Here is a 13981-nt window from a genome sequence, read left to right as displayed (position 1 = left end):
CCTTGCCATTGCGAACCCAAATTTATGTTCTTCCCAGACCGTTCATGTCGACTCCTCTTGTTTGCGGACATGGCGACTATTCTTGCTGCTCACGCCATATAAAGAAACGTCTGCTGCATCAGACGTTGCGTTCCTCTGAATGGTGCCGTAGGTCATGACTCATTTCCTGTAGTTCATTGATTAATCGTGCTAAATGGAAGCCATCGCACACGGAGTGATGTACCTGAACGGCGAGAGGTAACACTACTTTCCCATCTTGTTCATAGTATTTCCCAAGTGTGAACATGGGGGCAAAAAAGTTCTGCATGTTCGCAATGTTGATATTAAAACTGGTAAAACTTACCCAAGGGATAGCCGATACAAAAAATACATTTTCCGGAGACTCTCCCTTCGGCCAATAAGAAAGATTATTACAATAGCGTGCAACGTCTTCTGAATAAGTGTTTTGGAAGTGATGAATATTGCCATCGTAGCGGCTCCATAATGATGAAAAAGTCTCAGTTTCATTATGGAAAATGGTATAGCTTGGATGAATTTCATTCCATATGACAAGCTCATTGTTCTTTATAGCCATACGGAATTCAGTATGCTTGTTGACAACTTTAGCAAGGAGGGAAATCATAGTAGGGTAAAATTTCCAGCCAATCTCTTTTATATGTTTTAGTACTGCGGTAATGTCTAACAGAACAGTTTGGTTAATTGTACTTTGAGCAAAAGACTGAAATACGAGCCTGTAAATAATTTTGTGTAATTGCTTTTCATCAATTTAAAGGTGATTGCTTAAGCGGTCACCGAATTCAATAATAAAGCGGCTCATGGCTAAACGCCAGTCGCGAATCGGCATATTCCACTTTTTAGATGCTGCATCAATGGCCAGGTAAATCACTTTACGTACAGAATCATCCGTTGGAAAGACTTTACGCTTTTTGATCGCCTGACGTATTACGCTGTTTAATGATTCGATCGCATTGGTGGTATAGATGGCTTTGCGTATCTCGGCTGGATAAGCAAAGAAGGTATTTAGATTCTCCCAGTGTGTACGCCAGCTTTTGCTGATCTGTGGGTACTTGTCATCCCATGTTTGGGCGAATTGATCCAAGGCCATCAAGGCTGCCTCTTCAGTAGGTGACTGATAAACGGCTTTTAAATCCTGAGTGACCGCCTTGTAATCTTTCCATGATACGTATTTCAAGCTGTTACGCAGCATATGGATAATGCACAGCTGGATATGGGTTTGCGGGTATACGCTGTTAATGGCATCAGGAAAGCCTTTTAGTCCATCCACACAGGCGATCAGAATATCCTGCAACCCTCGGTTTTTAAGCTCAGTCAGGACATTCAGCCAGAACTTTGCACCTTCATTCTCAGCCATCCACATGCCGAGCAGTTCTTTCTGTCCATCAAGATTAATGCCTAAGGCAAGGAATACAGCCTTGTTGATAACACTGCCATTATGACGGACTTTAACTACAATACAGTCCATATAGACGATGGGATAGAGTGCATCCAGCGGACGGTTTTGCCATTCAGCGACTTGCTCCTTAACAGCATCAGTCACCTTGGAAATAAGCGTTGGCGATACATCAGCATCGTACATTTCTTTGAAAGTAGCCACGATTTCACGGGTAGTCATGCCTTTGGCATAAAGGGATAGAATTTGGCTATCCATTTGCGTGATACGAGTCTGATTCTTTTTAATTAGCTGTGGCTCAAATGTGCCATCACGATCTCGTGGTGTGGTGATCTCAATCTCACCATCATCGCTCAGCACGGTCTTACTGGAATAACCGTTACGAGCATTTGAACCGTTCTTACGAGCATTCTTTTCATGTCCGAGATGTTCGGTAAGTTCGGCATTGAGAGCCGTTTCAACAGTGAGTTTAGTCAACAATCGGGTGAATTGATTGAGATCGTCTTCTGTTTTGATTCCTTTAGCAAATTCTGCTGCAAGGTCTTTTAGTTTTTGTTCGTTCATCATGTTGCCTGACTCCGTTGTGAATATGAACATAGCAAATTCAGGCAATTACACAATTTAATTTACAGTCTCTGAAATACCTCAAAATGCTCTTTCCTTGGCCAACGAGACAAGTCAACAGCCGTATATTCTGGAGTTGTTTTTTTCACTTTTTATCCTTTGATTTGCAATCAAATATCATATTTTAGCCTAAGTCTTTCCATGACGTAATCAGGCTGCATGTCCCGAAGCATGTTACCAGCGAACGCATTTGCGAGAGTAGCGTATCCTTATACAGGAAGAAGGATTAAAGCCTCTTCACAAGAGACTTTGCGCCCCTGGATTTACGATGTCATTCATCAGTGTGTAACGTGCTTCTTTGCGCGTGTATTGATCGATTAACGGCACAAGTCGCCGGAAATGCTCACTGGCACAATGTTCATCGAGAGCCGCGTGGTCTGGCCATTCTTCGATGAAAATAAAATGGCCCGGATCTTTTTCATCAATATAGAGGTCATAAGCAATGCAGCGCGGTTCTTTCCTGGTGGCCGATATTAGCTCACGATACAACGGGAGAACGGTTTCAATATACTCAGGTTTGATGAAATCCTCGGCAATGACCTTTAACATACAGCCTCCTGGCAAAAATGAATGCACACTCTGCAATGAAGATATCATTAAAGCAAGATGACACCGCGTGATATCGGCTGATGAGTGAGTCATCCCAACTATCAATCAGATGATGCGCATAACTGTGATCCACTTCACCTCCCGGCAACCAAAATCTCCTGCGACTCGACGCCGTCCTCAATCTGTTTCGCCACCCTTTGTAAGGCCGGAAGATGCTTTTCTGCGGCCTGTTCGATGGTCATGGCGCTGGCCATATACACCAGATTCAGGCAGCCGATCACCCGCTGTCCGCTACGGATGGGGACGGCGATAGAAGCGATTTTCTCCTCCTGATCCCAGCCGCGATAGTTCTGACCAAAACCGTCTTTCCGCGCCCGGGTCAAAATGGCGTCGAGCTTTAAGGGTTCGCGCGCCAGCTGGAACTCTTCTCCTGGCCGGGAGGCCAGCATTTCAATCAGTTCCTGACGTTCATTCTCCGGGCTAAATGCCAGCCAGGTCAGGCCGGAAGCGGTTTTCAGCAATGGCAAACGACGCCCGACCATCGCCCGGTGAAACGACAGGCGGCTGAAGCGGTGAGTGGTTTCACGTACCACCATCGCGTCCACATCCAGCGTGGAAACGTCGGTCGGCCAGATCACCTCGCGCAGCAAATCCCCCAGCAGCGGGGCGGCCAGCGCAGAAATCCACTGCTCGTCACGAAATCCCTCGCTAAGCTGACGGACCTTGATGGTTAAGCGAAAGCTGTCATCGGACAGGCTGCGTCGGACGTAACCCTCATCCTGCAACGTTTCCAGCAGCCGCCTGACCGTAGTGCGGTGCAGGCCGCTCAGCTCAGCCAGCAGGCCAACGCTGGCTCCACCATCGAGCCGGTTTAACATATTTAATAACATTAATCCGCGCGTTAATCCGCGTACGGTTTTGTATTCAGTACCGTCATCATTTTTCATATTTATTGACAAATCTAAAGGTAAAACAACGTTGTGCACTTAGTGCACATCCAGGCATGTTTTGATTGTAGCGCAAAAACTCACTCCTATACTGACCGCACAATAAAAAATAATTTACATCTTTTTAACAAAATGAATTGCGCCTCGCCAGGGTCTGCAATTGCGTTTTGTCCGAGTCGTGAGGTTCTGAAATGACAACAATAAACCCTGATATCCAACCCGCTGTGCAGCACACCGTACAGGTCGCGATTGCCGGAGCCGGCCCGGTGGGGCTAATGATGGCCAACTATCTGGGCCAGATGGGCATTGAAGTGCTGGTGGTGGAGAAGCTCGACACGCTGATCGACTATCCCCGCGCTATCGGGATTGACGATGAAGCGCTGCGCACCATGCAGTCCGTTGGTCTGGTCGAAAACGTGCTGCCGCATACTACGCCGTGGCACGCGATGCGCTTTCTCACCCCGAAAGGCCGCTGCTTTGCTGATATCCAGCCGATGACCGACGAATTTGGCTGGTCGCGCCGCAACGCGTTTATTCAGCCGCAGGTGGATGCGGTGATGCTGGAAGGGCTGTCGCGTTTTCCCAGCGTGCGCTGCCTGTTTTCCCGCGAACTGGAAGCCTTCAGCCAACAGAACGGTGAAGTAACGCTGAATCTGAAAGCGCCGGACGGCCAGCGCGAAACGGTGAAGGCCCAGTGGCTGGTGGCCTGCGACGGTGGGGCCAGCAACGTCAGACGTTCGCTGAATGTGCCATTTGAAGGCAAAACCGCGCCAAATCAGTGGATTGTGGTGGATATCGCCAACGATCCGCTCAGCACGCCGCATGTGTATCTGTGCTGCGATCCGGTGCGCCCGTATGTCTCCGCTGCGCTGCCACATGCGGTACGCCGCTTTGAATTTATGGTGATGCCGGGAGAAACCGAAGCGCAACTCAGTGAGCCGCAAAATATGCGCCAGTTGCTGAGCAAAGTGCTGCCGAACCCGGATAACGTCGAACTGATCCGCCAGCGTGTGTATACCCATAACGCCCGTCTGGCCGAACGTTTTCGCATTGACCGCGTGCTGCTGGCCGGCGATGCGGCGCACATTATGCCGGTCTGGCAGGGGCAGGGGTACAACAGCGGCATGCGCGATGCCTTCAACCTGGCGTGGAAACTGGCGCTGGTCATTAAGGGCAAAGCTGGTGATGCGCTGCTGGATACCTACCAGCAGGAACGCCGCGACCACGCCAAAGCGATGATCGACCTCTCCGTGACCGCAGGCAACGTACTGGCACCGCCAAAACGCTGGCACGGTGTGGTACGCGACGGGGTTTCCTGGCTGCTGAACTACATTCCGCCGGTCAAACGCTACTTCCTTGAAATGCGCTTTAAGCCGATGCCGCAGTACCACTCCGGGGCGCTGGTGCGTGAAGGCGATGCGAAAACGTCTCCGGTCGGCAAGATGTTTATCCAGCCGAAGGTGACGCTGGAATCGGGTGAAGTGACGCTGCTCGACAATGTCATCGGGCCGAATTTTGCGGTGATTGGCTGGGGTTGTAACCCGCTGTGGGGCATGAGCGAGGCGCAGATCCAACAGTGGCAGGCGTTGGGCACGCGGTTTATCCAGGTGGTGCCGGATACGCAGATTCATACCGAGCAGGATAACTATGACGGCGTTATCCGCATTGGCGATACGCAAAACCGCCTGCGCACGTGGTTTGCCCAGCACAACGCTTCGCTGGTGGTGATGCGCCCGGACCGCTTTGTGGCCGCCATCGCTATTCCGCAAACTCTGGGCAGTACCCTGAATAAACTGGCGTCGGTGATGACGCTTACCCGCGCTACTGCCGATATTCCTGTTGAAAAGGTGGCCTGATATGCACGCTTATCTTCACTGTCTTTCCCACTCGCCGCTGGTGGGCTATGTCGACCCAGCACAGGCTGTGCTCGACGAGGTCAACGGCGTGATCGCCAGCGCCCGGGCGCGCATTGCGGCGTTTGACCCTGAACTGGTGGTGCTGTTTGCCCCCGATCACTACAACGGTTTTTTTTACGATGTGATGCCGCCGTTCTGTTTAGGCGTGGGAGCCACGGCGATCGGCGATTTCGGCAGCGCGGCGGGGGAACTGCCGGTGCCGACAGATCTCGCTGAAGCCTGCGCCCACGCGGTGATGAAAAGCGGCATCGATCTCGCCGTGTCCTACAACATGCAGGTCGATCATGGTTTCGCCCAGCCGCTGGAGTTCTTGCTTGGTGGGCTGGATAAGGTGCCTGTGCTGCCGGTGTTTATTAACGGTGTCGCCACGCCGCTGCCAGGCTTTCAGCGTACCCGCATGCTCGGGGAAGCGATTGGCCGTTTCGCCAGCTCATTGAATAAACGCGTACTGTTTTTAGGCTCCGGCGGGCTGTCGCATCAGCCGCCGGTACCGGAGCTGGCGAAGGCCGATGCTCATATGCGCGACCGTCTGCTTGGCAGCGGTAAACAACTGCCCGAAAACGAGCGCGAGCTGCGCCAGCAGCGGGTGATCAGCGCCGCCGAGAAATTCGTGGCCGATCAAAACACGCTGCATCCGCTGAACCCTGTCTGGGATAACCGCTTTATGAGCCTGCTTGAGCAGGGGCGTTTGCAGGAGCTGGACGCGGTCAGTAACGAAGAGTTGTCCGCGATGGCGGGCAAATCAACGCACGAAGTAAAAACCTGGGTTGCCGCCTTCGCCGCCATTTCTGCCTTTGGCAACTGGCGCAGCGAAGGCCGTTATTACCGCCCGATCCCGGAGTGGATCGCCGGATTCGGCTCCCTGAGCGCCACCACACAGAACTAAAACAGAACTGAATATGCAGGAGAAAACCATGACTTATCAACCGCAAACCGAAGCCGCGACCAGTCGTTTTCTGGAGGTGCAGGAAGCAGGCGAAACACTACGCGTGCATTTCAATGACTGTGGACAGGGCGAAGAGACCGTCGTGCTGCTGCACGGCTCCGGTCCTGGCGCGACGGGCTGGGCAAACTTCAGCCGCAATATTGATCCGCTGGTACAGGCCGGATACCGGGTGATCCTGCTGGATTGTCCTGGCTGGGGCAAAAGCGATGGGATCGTTAACCGCGGTTCGCGATCCGATCTCAACGCTCGCATCCTGAAAAGCGTGGTTGATCAATTGGATATTCAAACAGTCCACCTGCTGGGTAACTCGATGGGCGGCCACAGTGCTGTGGCGTTTACCCTGAGCTGGCCGGAGCGCGTGGGCAAACTGGTGCTAATGGGCGGCGGAACGGGCGGCATGAGCCTGTTTACCCCGATGCCGACCGAAGGTATTAAGCGGCTGAATCAGCTGTACCGCGCGCCAACTATCGAGAACCTGAAGCTGATGATGGATATCTTTGTCTTCGATACCAGCGATCTCACTGAGGCGCTGTTTGAAGCGCGTCTGAACAATATGCTGTCGCGCCGCGATCACCTGGACAACTTTGTGAAAAGCCTCGAAGCCAACCCGAAACAGTTCCCGGACTTCGGCCCGCGCCTGGGGGAAATTAAAGCCCAAACTCTGATTGTCTGGGGACGCAATGACCGCTTCGTGCCGATGGATGCTGGTCTGCGCCTGCTCTCCGGGATTGCCGGTTCTGAGCTGCACATCTACCGCGACTGCGGACACTGGGCGCAGTGGGAACATGCGGATGCCTTTAATCAGCTGGTGTTGAATTTCCTCGCACGCCCTTAAGGAACGGACATGACCAATCTTAATCTTGAGCAGTTAGCCGCCGATTTACGTCTGGCGGAGGAAAAAGGGGAAGCTATCGCCCCGCTGCGTGAACTGATCGGCGTGGACAACGGCGAAGCGGCCTACGCCATTCAACGTATCAATGTGCAGTACGAGGTGACGCGCGGGCGGCGCGTGGTCGGGCGCAAAGTAGGGCTGACGCACCCGAAAGTGCAGCAGCAGCTGGGCGTCGATCAGCCGGACTTCGGCACGCTGTTTGCCGACATGTGTTACGGCGATAACGACACCATTGCGTTTGAGCGCGTGTTGCAACCGCGTATTGAAGCGGAAATCGCGCTGGTACTGAACCGCGATCTGCCCAATGCCGACACTACTTTTGACGAGCTGTATAACGCCATCGAGTGGGTGCTGCCCGCGCTGGAAGTAGTCGGCAGCCGTATCCGTGACTGGTCAATCAAGTTTGTTGATACCGTGGCGGATAACGCCTCCTGCGGGGTGTATGTGGTCGGCGGCCCGGCACAGCGTCCGGCAGGATTAGATCTGAAAAACTGCGCGATGAAAATGACGCGCAACAACGAAGAAGTGTCCAGCGGGCGCGGCAGCGAATGCCTGGGACATCCCATCAACGCCGCCGTCTGGCTGGCGCGCAAAATGGCCAGCCTTGGCGAGCCGCTGCGTGCCGGAGATATCATTCTCACCGGAGCGTTAGGCCCGATGGTGGCGGTGAATGCGGGCGATCGTTTCGAGGCCCATATCGACGGTATTGGTTCAGTTGCCGCCACTTTTTCCGCGGCGGTTACAAGAGGAAGTCAGTCATGAGTAAGCGTAAGGTGGCCATTATCGGCTCCGGCAACATCGGTACCGATTTGATGATAAAAATTCTGCGTCACGGGAAGCATCTGGAAATGGCGGTGATGGTCGGTATCGACCCGCAATCCGATGGGCTGGCGCGCGCCAGTCGTATGGGCGTCGCCACTACCCATGAAGGGGTGATGGGGCTTATTGCGATGCCGGAGTTTGCCGATATCGATATCGTATTTGACGCCACCAGCGCGGGCGCGCATGTGAAAAACGACGCCGCGCTGCGTGCTGCTAAACCGGGGATCCGCCTGATCGACCTGACGCCCGCGGCAATCGGCCCGTACTGCGTGCCTGTGGTGAATCTGGAGGCCAACGTTGATCAGCAGAACGTTAATATGGTGACCTGCGGCGGGCAGGCGACTATCCCAATGGTGGCGGCAGTTTCTCGCGTGGCAAAAGTCTATTACGCCGAAATTATCGCCTCGATCGCCAGTAAATCTGCGGGTCCAGGCACGCGCGCTAATATCGATGAGTTTACCGAAACCACCTCGAAGGCGATTGAAGTGGTTGGCGGCGCGGCAAAAGGTAAAGCGATTATCGTCCTTAACCCGGCCGAGCCGCCGCTGATGATGCGCGACACGGTGTATGTGCTGAGCGAAGCGGCCTCTGAGGTTGAAGTTGAAGCATCGATTAATGAGATGGCGGCGGCGGTACAGGCGTACGTACCGGGCTATCGCCTGAAGCAGCGCGTGCAGTTTGAAGTCATCCCGCAGGATAAACCGGTCAATCTGCCGGGCATCGGTCAGTTCTCCGGGCTGAAAACTGCCGTCTATCTGGAAGTGGAAGGCGCGGCGCACTATCTGCCAGCCTACGCGGGCAATCTCGATATTATGACCTCCAGTGCGCTGGCGACCGCTGAGAAGATGGCGCAGTCACTCACTCGTCAGGCAGGAGAAGCAGCATGAACGGTAAAAAACTCTATATCTCTGACGTGACCCTGCGCGACGGCATGCACGCTATTCGTCACCAGTATTCGCTGGAAAACGTGCGCCAGATTGCCAAAGCGCTGGACGACGCACGGGTCGATTCCATTGAGGTGGCGCACGGCGACGGTCTGCAGGGTTCCAGTTTTAACTACGGCTTTGGCGCGCACAGCGACCTGGAGTGGATTGAAGCGGCGGCGGACGTGGTCAAGCACGCTAAGATTGCCACGCTGCTGTTGCCGGGCATCGGCACGATTCATGACCTGAAAAATGCATATCAGGCTGGGGCGCGCGTCGTGCGCGTGGCGACCCACTGTACCGAAGCGGACGTGTCGGCCCAGCATATTCAGTATGCGCGTGAACTGGGCATGGACACCGTCGGCTTTCTGATGATGAGTCATATGACCACGCCGGAAAACCTCGCACAGCAGGCGAAGCAGATGGAAAACTACGGCGCGACCTGTATCTATGTGGTCGATTCAGGCGGGGCGATGAACATGTCTGATATCCGTGACCGCTTCCGCGCCCTGAAAGCGGTGCTAAAGCCGGAGACGGAAACCGGGATGCACGCCCACCACAACCTGAGCCTCGGCGTGGCGAACTCGATTGCCGCGGTGGAAGAGGGCTGTGATCGTATCGATGCGAGCCTGGCCGGTATGGGCGCAGGCGCAGGCAACGCGCCGCTGGAGGTATTTATCGCCGCGGCGGATAAGCTTGGCTGGCAGCACGGCACCGATCTCTATGCGCTGATGGACGCTGCCGACGATCTGGTGCGTCCGCTGCAGGACCGCCCGGTGCGGGTGGACCGCGAAACGCTGGCGCTGGGCTATGCCGGCGTGTACTCCAGCTTCCTGCGCCACTGCGAAGTGGCGGCGGCGCGTTATGGCCTGAGCGCGGTAGATATTCTGGTGGAACTGGGCAAACGCCGGATGGTGGGCGGCCAGGAAGATATGATCGTCGACGTGGCGCTGGATCTGCGTAACAGAAAATAAAAATGATTACGCGGCTGGCAACGTATCAGCCGCGATTCACCTGCATCGTGACCTCAGAGGTACATCTTATGACTACTCGTACCCCCGCATCCTCATCCCGCCTGACGTTGACCGTCGGGCTGTGTTTTTTAGTCGCCCTGATGGAAGGGCTGGATTTACAGGCTGCCGGGATCGCTGCCGTCGGTATCGCTCACGCGTTTGCGCTGGATAAAATGCAGATGGGCTGGATCTTCAGCGCGGGCATTCTCGGGCTGCTGCCCGGCGCGCTGGTGGGCGGCATGCTGGCCGATCGCTATGGCCGCAAACGCATTCTTATTGCCTCTGTGGCGCTGTTCGGTCTGTTCTCGCTGGCAACAGCGATATCCTGGGATTTCTCATCGCTGGTGTTTGCCCGCCTGATGACCGGCGTCGGGCTGGGCGCGGCGTTGCCGAACCTGATCGCGCTGACTTCTGAGGCGGCGGGTCCGCGTTTTCGCGGTACGGCGGTGAGCCTGATGTATTGCGGTGTGCCGATTGGCGCGGCGCTCGCGGCAGCGCTCGGGTTTAGCGGTCTGGCCTCCGCCTGGCAAACGGTGTTCTGGGTTGGCGGGGTGATCCCGCTGCTGCTGGTACCGCTGTTGATGCGCTGGTTGCCGGAATCGCAGGTTTACGCCCAACAAACGCAGGTGGCTGCCGCGCCGCTGCGCGCGCTGTTTGCGCCAACCACCGCGACAGCCACGCTGCTGCTGTGGCTGTGCTATTTCTTCACCCTACTGGTGGTGTATATGCTGATCAACTGGCTGCCGATGCTGCTGGTCGGGCAGGGCTTTCAGCCCTCGCAGGCGGCGGGCGTGATGTTTGCCCTGCAAATTGGTGCGGCCAGCGGCACCTTAATCCTCGGGGCGTTGATGGACAAACTACGTCCGGTGGTCATGTCGCTGCTGATCTACACCGGGATGCTGGCATCATTACTGGCGCTGGGCACGGTATCGTCATTGAGCGGCATGTTGATGGCGGGATTTGTGGCGGGGATGTTTGCCACCGGGGGGCAAAGCGTGCTGTATGCGCTGGCACCGCTGTTTTACAGCACGCAGATCCGCGCCACCGGCGTGGGTACCGCTGTCGCCGTCGGGCGTCTGGGTGCGATGAGCGGTCCGCTGCTGGCAGGGAAAATGTTAGCGCTTGGCACCGGAACAGTGGGGGTGATGGCAGCTTCAGCGCCGGGTATTTTAGTGGCGGGCCTGGCGGTATTTATTCTGATGAACCGCAAATCGCAGATGCCGGTCCCGGCCAGCGGTGCTTAAGCGCTCATTCGGTGGTATGAGTGGGGGAGATACGGTTCCCACTTCCGGGTGAACGCCAGTCGGTGAGGACGTTGCCAGAGTTTACATAAAGCCTGGCAACGGAGGCGTTATGAGCTGGCGACCCTTTTTGTATCTGATTATTAATCCCCACCCGACATTAAGCGCCCGGCGCGGGCATCTGCGCCTGGTGCAGGGTTGACTTTGCATTCTGTTAACAAACGCGGTATAACAAACCTTCTTTGGATGTTTAGATGTCCATACGTTCAGAAGGTTATATGCAAACAACACAACAAAATGCGCCACTGAAGCGCACAATGAAAACGCGTCACCTGATAATGCTCTCCTTAGGCGGCGTGATTGGCACAGGGTTATTCTTCAATACCGGGTACATCATCTCCACCACCGGGGCGGCGGGAACGCTGCTGGCTTATCTGATTGGCGCGCTGGTGGTCTGGTTGGTTATGCAGTGTCTGGGCGAGCTGTCGGTCGCGATGCCGGAGACCGGGGCGTTTCACGTCTATGCTGCGCGTTATCTTGGCCCTGCAACGGGATATACCGTGGCCTGGCTCTACTGGCTGACCTGGACTGTGGCGCTGGGGTCGAGCTTTACCGCCGCCGGATTCTGTATGCAGTACTGGTTTCCACAGGTGCCTGTTTGGGTCTGGTGTGTGGTGTTCTGCGCGATTATTTTTGGTCTAAACGTCATCTCCACGCGCTTTTTTGCCGAAGGGGAGTTCTGGTTCTCGCTGGTAAAAGTGGTCACTATCATCGCCTTTATCATCCTCGGCGGGGCGGCGATTTTTGGTTTTATCCCGATGCAGGATGGCTCGCCCGCGCCGGGACTGAGTAATATCACGGCGGAAGGCTGGTTCCCACACGGTGGCTTACCGATCCTGATGACGATGGTGGCGGTGAATTTTGCTTTTTCGGGAACCGAGCTTATCGGTATTGCCGCCGGAGAAACAGAAAACCCGCGCAAGGTCATTCCGGTGGCGATTCGTACCACCATCGCGCGACTGATTATTTTCTTTATCGGCACCGTGTTTGTGCTGGCGGCGCTGATCCCAATGCAGCAGGCGGGCGTGGAGAAAAGCCCGTTTGTGCTGGTGTTTGAGAAGGTGGGGATTCCGTACGCCGCCGATATTTTTAACTTCGTGATCCTGACGGCTATTCTTTCCGCGGCGAACTCCGGACTGTATGCCTCCGGGCGCATGCTGTGGTCGCTGTCGAATGAACGCACGCTGCCAGCCTGTTTTGCCCGAGTGACGAAAAACGGCGTGCCGCTGACGGCGCTGTCGGTCAGTATGCTCGGCGGCGTGCTGGCGCTGTTTTCCAGCGTGGTGGCCCCGGACACGGTATTTGTCGCGCTGTCGGCAATCTCCGGGTTCGCGGTGGTGGCGGTGTGGCTGAGCATTTGCGCTTCGCACTTTGTCTTTCGCCGCCGTCATCTGCAGCAGGGTAAGGCATTGAGTGAATTGCATTATCGCGCGCCGTGGTATCCGCTGGTGCCGGTACTGGGATTTGTGCTGTGCCTGGTGGCTTGTGTCGGGCTGGCATTCGATCCAGCGCAGAGAATTGCGCTGTGGTGCGGGTTACCGTTTGTGGCAGTGTGTTATGGTGCTTATTTCCTTACTCAACCGCGTAAAGCCAAACAGGAGCCCGAACATGTCGCAGAATAATCCGTTAAGCGCCATCCTTGATAAACAGGATTTCCTGCTGCTCGATGGTGCGATGGCGACGGAGCTGGAAGCGCGTGGCTGTAACTTAGCCGACAGCCTGTGGTCAGCCAAAGTGCTGGTCGAAAATCCGGAGCTTATCCGCGAAGTCCATCTCGATTACTACCGGGCGGGGGCGCAGTGTGCGATTACCGCCAGCTACCAGGCGACACCGGCGGGGTTTGCCGCCCGTGGCCTGGATGAAGCGCAGTCGAAAGCGCTAATTGGTAAAAGCGTGGAGCTGGCGCGTAAAGCCCGTGAAGCGTATCTGGCCGAGAACCCGCAGGCGGGCACGCTGCTGGTAGCAGGATCGGTCGGGCCTTACGGCGCGTATCTGGCGGATGGTTCTGAATACCGTGGTGATTACCAACGTAGCGCTGAAGAGTTTCAGGCGTTTCACCGCCCGCGCGTGGAAGCCTTGCTGGATGCCGGGGCCGATCTGCTGGCCTGTGAAACCTTGCCAAATTTTGCCGAAATTAGCGCGCTGGCTGAGTTATTGACTGCATATCCGCGTGCGCGGGCGTGGTTCTCATTTACCCTGCGCGACAGCGAGCACCTGAGCGACGGTACGCCGCTGCGTGACGTGGTTGCGTTGCTGGCGGATTATCCGCAGGTGGTGGCGCTAGGTATTAACTGCATTGCGCTGGAAAACACCACCGCTGCGTTGCAGCATTTACACAGTTTAACGGCGCTGCCGCTGGTAGTGTATCCGAACTCGGGCGAGCAGTATGATGCCGTGAGCAAAACCTGGCATCATCACGGTGAGCATTGTGCGCATCTGGCGGATTATCTGCCGCAGTGGCAGGCCACTGGCGCACGGTTGATTGGCGGGTGCTGTCGCACCACGCCTGCGGATATTGCCGCGCTAAAAGCGCGAAGCTGAGAGTTTATCGGGCTTACATCGTTCAATGTAGGCCCGATAAGCGCAGCGCATCAGGTATTGCCGGATGGTGGCACAAGCGCCTTATCCGGCCTACAA

13 protein-coding genes and 1 pseudogene are annotated in these 13981 nt (G+C 55.5%); 9 read left to right on the top strand and 5 right to left on the bottom strand.

Annotated features, from left to right (window positions below; translation table 11 throughout):
* Positions 1–118 precede the first annotated feature (118 nt).
* The 5 genes and pseudogenes from OGY19_RS04210 to OGY19_RS04190 form a co-directional block, all read right to left on the bottom strand.
* Complete coding sequence (locus OGY19_RS04210) at positions 119–766, bottom strand: CatA-like O-acetyltransferase (protein WP_286596242.1); 648 nt, start codon at positions 764–766, stop codon at positions 119–121.
* The gene (locus tag OGY19_RS04205) at positions 767–1975 is read right to left on the bottom strand and encodes an IS256 family transposase (protein WP_032028744.1); all 1209 of its coding nucleotides are present in this window, start codon (positions 1973–1975) and stop codon (positions 767–769) included.
* A 71-nt stretch (positions 1976–2046) separates the two neighbouring features.
* A pseudogene (locus OGY19_RS04200) lies at positions 2047–2124 on the bottom strand (type A chloramphenicol O-acetyltransferase); the annotation flags it as partial.
* Between the two features lie 148 nt (positions 2125–2272).
* A complete protein-coding gene (locus OGY19_RS04195) occupies positions 2273–2584 on the bottom strand; it encodes a putative quinol monooxygenase (protein WP_048212491.1) in 312 nt (103 codons plus the stop codon).
* A gap of 134 nt (positions 2585–2718) precedes the next feature.
* Positions 2719–3531: a DNA-binding transcriptional regulator gene (locus OGY19_RS04190; protein WP_115602358.1), complete on the bottom strand. Its 813-nt coding sequence runs from the start codon at positions 3529–3531 to the stop codon at positions 2719–2721.
* A 191-nt stretch (positions 3532–3722) separates the two neighbouring features.
* Here OGY19_RS04190 and OGY19_RS04185 point away from each other — a divergent pair, with 191 nt between their 5' ends.
* From OGY19_RS04185 to mmuM, 9 genes are all read left to right on the top strand, one after another.
* Positions 3723–5387, top strand: coding sequence for a bifunctional 3-(3-hydroxy-phenyl)propionate/3-hydroxycinnamic acid hydroxylase (locus OGY19_RS04185; RefSeq protein ID WP_115600882.1), 1665 nt, complete (start codon positions 3723–3725; stop codon positions 5385–5387).
* A gap of 1 nt (position 5388) precedes the next feature.
* Positions 5389–6333, top strand: coding sequence for a 2,3-dihydroxyphenylpropionate/2,3-dihydroxicinnamic acid 1,2-dioxygenase (gene mhpB, locus OGY19_RS04180; protein WP_115600881.1), 945 nt, complete (start codon positions 5389–5391; stop codon positions 6331–6333).
* Between the two features lie 28 nt (positions 6334–6361).
* The gene (mhpC, locus tag OGY19_RS04175; protein ID WP_115600880.1) at positions 6362–7228 is read left to right on the top strand and encodes a 2-hydroxy-6-oxonona-2,4-dienedioate hydrolase; all 867 of its coding nucleotides are present in this window, start codon (positions 6362–6364) and stop codon (positions 7226–7228) included.
* A 9-nt stretch (positions 7229–7237) separates the two neighbouring features.
* A complete protein-coding gene (mhpD, locus tag OGY19_RS04170; RefSeq protein ID WP_101742697.1) occupies positions 7238–8047 on the top strand; it encodes a 2-keto-4-pentenoate hydratase in 810 nt (269 codons plus the stop codon).
* Complete coding sequence (mhpF, locus tag OGY19_RS04165; RefSeq protein ID WP_115600879.1) at positions 8044–8994, top strand: acetaldehyde dehydrogenase; 951 nt, start codon at positions 8044–8046, stop codon at positions 8992–8994. Before mhpD ends, mhpF begins: the two co-directional genes overlap by 4 nt.
* Positions 8991–10004, top strand: a complete 1014-nt coding sequence (gene mhpE, locus OGY19_RS04160) for a 4-hydroxy-2-oxovalerate aldolase (RefSeq protein WP_115600878.1) — start codon at positions 8991–8993, stop codon at positions 10002–10004. The genes mhpF and mhpE overlap by 4 nt, the downstream gene beginning before the upstream one ends.
* A gap of 68 nt (positions 10005–10072) precedes the next feature.
* A complete protein-coding gene (gene mhpT, locus OGY19_RS04155) occupies positions 10073–11287 on the top strand; it encodes a 3-(3-hydroxy-phenyl)propionate transporter MhpT (RefSeq protein ID WP_115602357.1) in 1215 nt (404 codons plus the stop codon).
* Between the two features lie 275 nt (positions 11288–11562).
* Positions 11563–12966 (top strand): S-methylmethionine permease, encoded by a 1404-nt coding sequence (mmuP, locus tag OGY19_RS04150; RefSeq protein WP_044714461.1) that lies wholly within the window; start codon positions 11563–11565, stop codon positions 12964–12966.
* The gene (mmuM, locus tag OGY19_RS04145; RefSeq protein WP_115600877.1) at positions 12953–13885 is read left to right on the top strand and encodes a homocysteine S-methyltransferase; all 933 of its coding nucleotides are present in this window, start codon (positions 12953–12955) and stop codon (positions 13883–13885) included. The genes mmuP and mmuM overlap by 14 nt, the downstream gene beginning before the upstream one ends.
* Positions 13886–13981 lie beyond the last annotated feature (96 nt).

The sequence above is a fragment of the Citrobacter sp. Cy070 genome (assembly GCF_030332245.1).
In the GTDB taxonomy this organism is placed as follows: Bacteria; Pseudomonadota; Gammaproteobacteria; order Enterobacterales; family Enterobacteriaceae; genus Citrobacter; species Citrobacter youngae.
This window is presented reverse-complemented; position numbering and strand designations above follow the sequence as displayed.